Origin of the sequence: Nostoc cycadae WK-1 (assembly GCF_002897135.1) — a bacterium.
In the GTDB taxonomy this organism is placed as follows: Bacteria; Cyanobacteriota; Cyanobacteriia; order Cyanobacteriales; family Nostocaceae; genus Nostoc_B.
The window spans coordinates 63,486-70,444 of record NZ_DF978428.1; the positions used below are offsets into that span (position 1 = coordinate 63,486).

The 6,959-nt window shown below is 39.4% G+C and carries 6 protein-coding genes, 1 tRNA gene and 1 pseudogene; 5 read left to right on the forward strand and 3 right to left on the reverse strand.

Features of this window, described 5'->3' with window-relative positions:
- Positions 1-134 precede the first annotated feature (134 nt).
- Positions 135-1,289 carry a HEAT repeat domain-containing protein gene (locus tag NCWK1_RS12960; protein ID WP_103125008.1) on the forward strand — a complete coding sequence of 385 codons (1,155 nt, stop codon included), beginning with the start codon at positions 135-137 and terminating at the stop codon, positions 1,287-1,289.
- Positions 1,290-1,295: 6 nt separating this feature from the next.
- Here NCWK1_RS12960 and NCWK1_RS12965 read toward each other — a convergent pair whose 3' ends face one another.
- Together NCWK1_RS12965 and NCWK1_RS12970 are read right to left on the reverse strand one after the other, a co-directional pair.
- Complete coding sequence (locus NCWK1_RS12965; RefSeq protein ID WP_103125139.1) at positions 1,296-1,751, reverse strand: DUF2141 domain-containing protein; 456 nt, start codon at positions 1,749-1,751, stop codon at positions 1,296-1,298.
- A 193-nt stretch (positions 1,752-1,944) separates the two neighbouring features.
- Positions 1,945-3,330 (reverse strand): sensor histidine kinase, encoded by a 1,386-nt coding sequence (locus NCWK1_RS12970; RefSeq protein WP_103125009.1) that lies wholly within the window; start codon positions 3,328-3,330, stop codon positions 1,945-1,947.
- A gap of 349 nt (positions 3,331-3,679) precedes the next feature.
- On the opposite strand from NCWK1_RS12970, the gene NCWK1_RS29570 reads away from it, so the two are divergent.
- Both NCWK1_RS29570 and NCWK1_RS12975 read left to right on the forward strand, forming a co-directional pair.
- Positions 3,680-3,823 (forward strand): hypothetical protein, encoded by a 144-nt coding sequence (locus tag NCWK1_RS29570; RefSeq protein WP_187308141.1) that lies wholly within the window; start codon positions 3,680-3,682, stop codon positions 3,821-3,823.
- Between the two features lie 275 nt (positions 3,824-4,098).
- Positions 4,099-5,025: a S66 peptidase family protein gene (locus tag NCWK1_RS12975; protein WP_103125010.1), complete on the forward strand. Its 927-nt coding sequence runs from the start codon at positions 4,099-4,101 to the stop codon at positions 5,023-5,025.
- Positions 5,026-5,054: 29 nt separating this feature from the next.
- On the opposite strand, the gene NCWK1_RS12980 is transcribed toward NCWK1_RS12975, so the two are convergent.
- Positions 5,055-5,127 (reverse strand) — tRNA-Ala (locus tag NCWK1_RS12980).
- Positions 5,128-5,199: 72 nt separating this feature from the next.
- Between NCWK1_RS12980 and trhO the strand changes: the two genes are divergently transcribed.
- Together trhO and NCWK1_RS29575 are read left to right on the forward strand one after the other, a co-directional pair.
- Positions 5,200-6,108 carry an oxygen-dependent tRNA uridine(34) hydroxylase TrhO gene (trhO, locus tag NCWK1_RS12985; RefSeq protein ID WP_103125011.1) on the forward strand — a complete coding sequence of 303 codons (909 nt, stop codon included), beginning with the start codon at positions 5,200-5,202 and terminating at the stop codon, positions 6,106-6,108.
- A gap of 631 nt (positions 6,109-6,739) precedes the next feature.
- Positions 6,740-6,959 (forward strand): annotated as a pseudogene (locus NCWK1_RS29575) (pentapeptide MXKDX repeat protein); the annotation flags it as partial.

Below are 6,959 nucleotides of genomic sequence, written 5' to 3' on the forward strand. Positions count from 1 at the left end.
AGTGTAGAAGGGCAGGATATCAGGGAAGAATAAATCATCACAAATGACCATTAACCATAGTTAACATTTAGACATAAGAGAAGCTATTGTGGTATGGATCATTTCAAAATCACGTTCAGGCTGAAGCTGGCAATATGAGGCTATGTCCTTCCTCTATCCTGATATCCATTTGTTTTAGTTGTCTGGGTTTTTACCCCAATCACCCAAGTACAGCCACATCTCACCCTCAGTACCTAACAATTGCCCAAGCCAATTCCCAACAGCCCACTAAGCAGGCTGTTCTAAAATTGGGTAGTCAAGGGCTGGAAGTACAAAAATTACAATCCCAATTGCAAGATTTAGGGTTTTATAAGGGGTTAGTAGATGGAAAGTATGGTTCCACTACTCAAATTGCTGTGGCTCAATTTCAAAAAATCAAGACTTTAAAAAGAACAGATGGTATTGCTGACCAGACCACGCAGGTGAGTGTACAAGCTGCTATTCTTTCAAAAAATCAGTTTGCGACTTCGCCAATTGTGGCTTCACCTAGCCCAGATACTCAATCTGCGGCTACAACCAAGCCTAAACAAAAAGACTTTGTGTGGTGGTCATTATTAGGAATAGGAATTTTTGGCAGTATTGGCGCACTTCTGTTTTTATTAAAAAGGTTTCGTCAGTCCAAGCAAGCACAACAGTCTCAAGATTCTCCGCTTCCGGCTTTGAGTCCAGCTGCTGAAGACCCAATTCAATCAACCTTACCAGAATTAGACAGCACATCAATCAATCCAGAAACTACGACACAGACACCAACATCGGCACTACCAACGGTTGTGTCAGTAGAAAAAACTTCTCGCCTAGCTAAACTTAATATCGTTGATGAATTAATTAAAGATTTACACAGTAATGACCCAACAAAGCGACGTAAGGCGATTTGGGATTTAGGACAGCAAGGTGATTCTCGCGCAATTCAACCTTTAGTTGACTTAATGATTGATGCTGATTCCCAACAACGTAGCTTAATTTTGGCAGCTTTGTCAGAAATCAGCACCCGCGCCCTTAAGCCAATTAACCGTGCTTTAGCCATCTCTTTGCAAGATGATAGTCCTCAAGTCAGGCAAAATGCTATCCGTGACTTGACTCGTGTCTACGATATGATGGCGCAAATGAGTCAAATGTTAGGCCACGCACTCGAAGACCCAGATGCAGAAGTACAGGCAACAGCAAAGTATGCTTTAACTCAAATAAAAAGAATGCGTAACATAGCAGTTCAACCAAATTTACCAGAGGATATTCACAAAGAGCCAGGTTAATTGTCCTTATAAATATTTCAACTGAATTTTGATATCTGTATTCGCACCTGCAACTAAAACAGCAGCCTCTTCAAATTTAGGCGCACGGTCAATAATTTCTGGATTTTGAGAAAATCCAAAGCCTTCGAGAGGAAAACCTAAGTCACTACGATTAACCATGAAGTCGTCATTTTCATCGTGCATCACAGCAACGGCATAGTTACCTGCTTTTAAGTTTTTAAAGGTCAGTTTTACAGATGTGTCAGTAATTTTAGTACATTGTCTTTGTAATACGCGATCGCGATCGGCCGGAAATCCTTGACTACTGGCAAATATACTGGCGCAGACTTGCCCTTGTGTGTTTTTTAAGCCATCAATTTCTACATTGAGATTACCCTCAAAATTAGCTCTAGCAATTAATGGCGAGGTAAAACTTCCTAAAGCTGCCAGCAGGATGAGGCTAAGTTTCAATCTTTTGTTCATAAAATTTTTTGGTGACAATAAATATTGCTGATACTCAATTTGCACCTCGATTAAGCGGTGCAGAGTTATACTGCCATGATTTGATTAAAATTTGCAAGCGTAGTCGAATTCTGAAGTAAAAAGCTACAATTACTGACATTAACGCTTTCAAAATTCGCTCATCTATTATTTGGCCGCTAAAAGGAACTCAATATTATGAGAGTCTTACAGGAATTTGAATAATTAATTCAGTTCCTTGCCCTACAGTAGATAGACACTGTAATTGTCCACCATGTTTTTCCACAATAATTTGATAGCTAATAGATAATCCTAATCCTGTACCTTTACCGACTGGTTTGGTAGTAAAAAAAGGGTCAAATAAATATTTTTGGATATCCTCTGGAATGCCCATTCCATTATCAGCAATGCAAATATTTACTTGATTATTACTTGTAATTTCAGTCCGAATCTTAATTTCTGGATTATTTAAGAGTCCAGTGCTATGCGGATTTAATTCTTGATTTTTAATAATTGATTCTTCTAACGCATCAATAGCATTTGTCAAGATTTTCATAAAAACCTGATTTATTAGCCCAGCGTAACATTCAATTGCTGGAATATTGCCATAATCTTTAACAATGCTGATTCTTACGCCATTAATTTCTGCGTTGAGGCGACTGCCTAAAATAAGCAGTGTACTATCAATACCTTCATGAATATCAACTATTTTTTTCTCAGCTTCATCAAGACGAGAAAAATTGCGTAAGGATTGGACTATTTGCTGAATGCGATCGCACCCTATTTTCATTGATGCTAATAAATTAGGAAAATCTTCAGTCACATAATCTAAATCGAATGCCGAAATTTGATTTTTAATAGGTTCTTTTGGAGTTGGATAATGTTGTTGATATAAATCAATTAGCTCTAGTAAATCTTGAGTGTAATTAATAGCATGAACTAAATTTCCCGCAATAAAGTTGACAGGATTATTGATTTCATGGGCAATCCCCGCAACTAATTGTCCCAATGCTGCCATTTTTTCATTTTGTACTAAGCGAGTATAATTATTTTGCAAATCTTGAAAACCAGCTTTAGCAGTTTTTGATTGTTCTTCTACAAGCTGTAGATGATTCAAAGTTAAGGCATAAATTTGGGAGTAAGCTAATAGTAATTGATGAAAATCAATTAGTCCGTATTTTCCTGATTTAGTTGCTACTAAAATTGGCTCATAGGCTAGATTTAATGTTCTTTTTAATGCTGTCTGAGTCGCTTCTACAATGGTTATTTCTCCAGAAAATATCAATAAATCTGGTTGTATAAATTTATATAAACTCTCAATTGATCTGCGCGAAAATAAACCAAAGCTATAGGGACGGCTCATATTTTCAAAAAACTTTTGCCGCGAAATCATGCCTACAAAACACTGGCCTTGATTCAAAATAATTCCTGGAAGTAACGGTTGCTGACTAAAAAGTTTAATTAACTCACCGCCTGGACAATCTAACTCAACCTGAACTTCCCACATAGGTAATTCTTGCAAAGTTGACTCTAATCGCAGGTTAAGCTCATTAGCATTGTTCATGCTATGCGTAGCAAGCATAATATCAATCCTTTGCCTTTTAAGTTATATTTCCCATCTTCGCCCTGAACCATAGTTGCAAAGTCAGGTACGAAAAAAGGCAGTATTGTCATCTTTAGTTTTCCCAAAACTTAATTAAAAATTTTTACTTTGGGCATAGAAATTTTATTTTGAATACTAGTGCGATCGCACTGCCATACTAAATGAGCTTGAATCTACCATCTATCTAATGTTGCGAAACCACCCACAACTGCTTATTTCTCCAGCAAGATAGCAGAATTTTTTTGATTGAGCAGAATAGGTAGACATAAATCTCTGCAAAAAGGAAATTCTTATGAAGGGGATAAACTCTGTGGTTATAGCGATGTTAATGACTACCGCTCTTGGTGGAGTCTTCTTTTCTGATTCTCAAGCTGCTAATCAAGCAGATATGGTAATTGCACAACAAAGACCTTCTCCTACACCTACCCCTACAACACCTACACCCCAACCGACTCGTACACCTCCAAGATAATTTTATTGGAGAATTTGTATTGCTGAAAGAAAAAATCAGCAGCCAGAACAAAAAACTAGGAGATTCCAGCCTTTTCCAGATAATTCATGCTGAATCCTGGTGACAGATTTTTCCATCGCCTAAGTCAAGTGTGCAGCATATCCTATTCAACAGAGTCAAGAATGATGATTGACTCTGTTTTTGCCGTGAAATTTTATGAGTGTACATCATAGCGAGTACAGTATATAGTTGGATTTTTGCTGATTCTGGAATTCTGTCTCCTAAAAAATGTATTGATGAAATCAACAATTTTACCTGCGCCCCTAAAACCTGGAGATTTACTGCGCGTAATTGCGCCTAGTGGTGCTTTACGAGAATTTGATGCTTTTGAACGGAGTATAGAAATTTGGCGATCGCGCGGTTATTGTGTGGAAATAAGCCCTAATATTGACCAAAGTTGGGGCTATTTAGCTGACAAAGACGAAATTCGTCGCCATCAGTTAGCCGCAGCTTGGCACGACCCTGATTGCCGTGGCATTCTCTGTGCTAGAGGCGGTTTTGGCAGCACCCGCATTTTAGAAAGTTGGGATTGGCATAAAAACTCCATAGTGCCGAAGTGGCTCATTGGATTTTCTGATATTACAGCTTTGTTATGGAGTCTTTTTAATGTCGGAATTTCTAGTATTCACGCACCTGTCTTGACCACATTTGCCAATGAGCCAGATTGGTCTAGAGAGCGATTATTGAATTGGGTAGAAGGAAAGCAGGTAGAGCCGCTGAAAGGTTGTGGTTGGGGTGGTGGAATTGCAACTGGGATTTTGCTTCCAGGTAATCTCACGGTCGCTACGCATCTTTTAGGTACACCGCTACAACCTGATTTTGAGGATGTGATTTTGGCTTTTGAAGATGTTACAGAAGCACCATATCGTATTGACCGGATGCTAACTCAGTGGCGGTTAAGTGGCGTGTTACCCAACGTGCGCGGGATAGTTTTAGGTGGTTTTACTCGTTGTGAACCTCCCGTCAACGTACCTAGTTTTAGTGTGGAAGAAGTTCTGCGCGATCGCTTGGGTGATTTAGGAATTCCGATTATCTCTGATTTACCCTTTGGTCACGGTGAACAAAATGCGGCATTACCAGTAGGTGTACAAGTCATTTTAGACGGCGATCAGGGAATATTAGATGTTTCTCCCGCAACCATCAAAGCGCGGGCTATTTTGTAGCCTCACCAAAATGGCAATTCTTGATGTAGTGGAGGTTAGCGGACTCGAACCGCTGACATCCTGCTTGCAAAGCAGGCGCTCTACCAACTGAGCTAAACCCCCGTAAAATTGAAAAGGTAGTCAAATTTAGCTACTTTAAAAATTGTACCGGAAGATTGTTCCATTGCCAAAGGGATGAACCAAGAAAATACCCAGATTGTTGCCACATTTTATAAATTTGTCAGTTTGCCTGACTTTGCCGAAAAACAAGAACCCTTGCTGTCTTACTGTCTAGCACAAGATATTAAAGGGACAATTTTGTTAGCAGCCGAAGGTATTAACGGCACAATTGCGGGTTCGCGTCAAAGCATTGATGCTGTTTTTGCTTATCTAGGTAGCGATCGCTGTTTAGCAGATTTAGAACACAAAGAATCTTACGCTCAGACACCGCCTTTTGAACGGATGAAGGTGCGACTGAAGCCAGAAATTGTGACTTTGGGTTTACCGGAAGTTGACCCGAATCAGCAAGTAGGCATTTATGTCACTCCAGCAGAATGGAATGATTTAATTTCTGATCCAGAAGTTACGGTGATTGATACTCGCAACGAGTATGAAGTCAGAATTGGGACTTTTCAAGGAGCTAATAACCCCCACACAAATTCTTTTCGGGAGTTCCCGGAATATGTGCAGCATCACCTCAACCCAAATCAGCATAAAAAAGTTGCTTTATTTTGCACTGGTGGGATTCGCTGCGAAAAAGCTTCATCTTTTATGCTATCCCAAGGATTTACGGAAGTTTATCACCTCAAAGGCGGTATTCTCAAATATTTAGCAGAAATTCCCGCCGCAGAAAGCTTGTGGGAAGGAGAATGTTTTGTCTTTGATGAACGGGTAGCTGTTCGTCATGGATTAGCAGCAGGTAGTCATGAGTTGTGCTTTTGCTGTGGACACCCGATTGCTGAACCAGATAAAGCTTCGCCTCATTATGAAGAAGGTATTTCTTGTCCCTACTGTTTTGCTCAACTGACTCAAGAGAAACGAGTCCGTCAACAAGAAAAATGGCGACAATATCAACTCCAGCAAGTCAGTCCACCTGACTCCTGACTTCTGTCCATCAGACATATATCCGACGATCCCCAAGGTAATTTTTAAGTCATTCCATTGCTGCATGACGAGATAACCCAATTCCAGGTATTATCACTACCAAATTTGGTAGATGATGACTTATATCAAAGCTGTTTAACAAAATTTTGCTTCGGAGTTGTAAAAATGTACGACAAAAGCGACATAGAGATAATGATCGAGAATATGAGTTTATCTGGTGTGCTTAGTATACTTTCGCAGGTCTGTTACGAAAAGGCTGAACATTTGAGAACTAATTGGCAAGATGCAGAAACAGCTAGAACATGGGAGAAAGTTGGTAGAGCCGTCAGTAAAATCAAAATCAAGACCGATTTATAAATTTCTCTAAACCTCTATGTACTTATGCCCAATCTCCACAACAAACATTTGTGTTGAATTCTTGACTTTTTGCGTAATGCCCAAGGATAACAGTGTACTAATTACATAGACATATCCCAATCGGAGATGAAGCCAGATTGTTAAGAAAAATTAATTTTCGCAAAGTAATTTTAAAAAAAAGTTAATTTGTTATCAAAATCTGGCTTCATCCGTATGATTATACAGGATGATCCTTGTCTATTTCTTTAGTGAGACTTTTAAGGGGTTCCGAAAGATGATGAAGTTAAAATTTGTTGGTGTGATTGCAAGTCTTGCTTTGATGGGAAGCTTAGTTGCTTGCTCAGGTGGTGATAATCCTGGCGCTTCTAGTACACCTTCTGCTTCTCCTGCTAATGATACTGGCGGCGCTATGAAAAATGAAGGCGGCGCTATGAAGAACGAAGGCGGCGCTATGAAGAACGAAGGCGCTATGAAGAAAGATGGCGACGCTATGA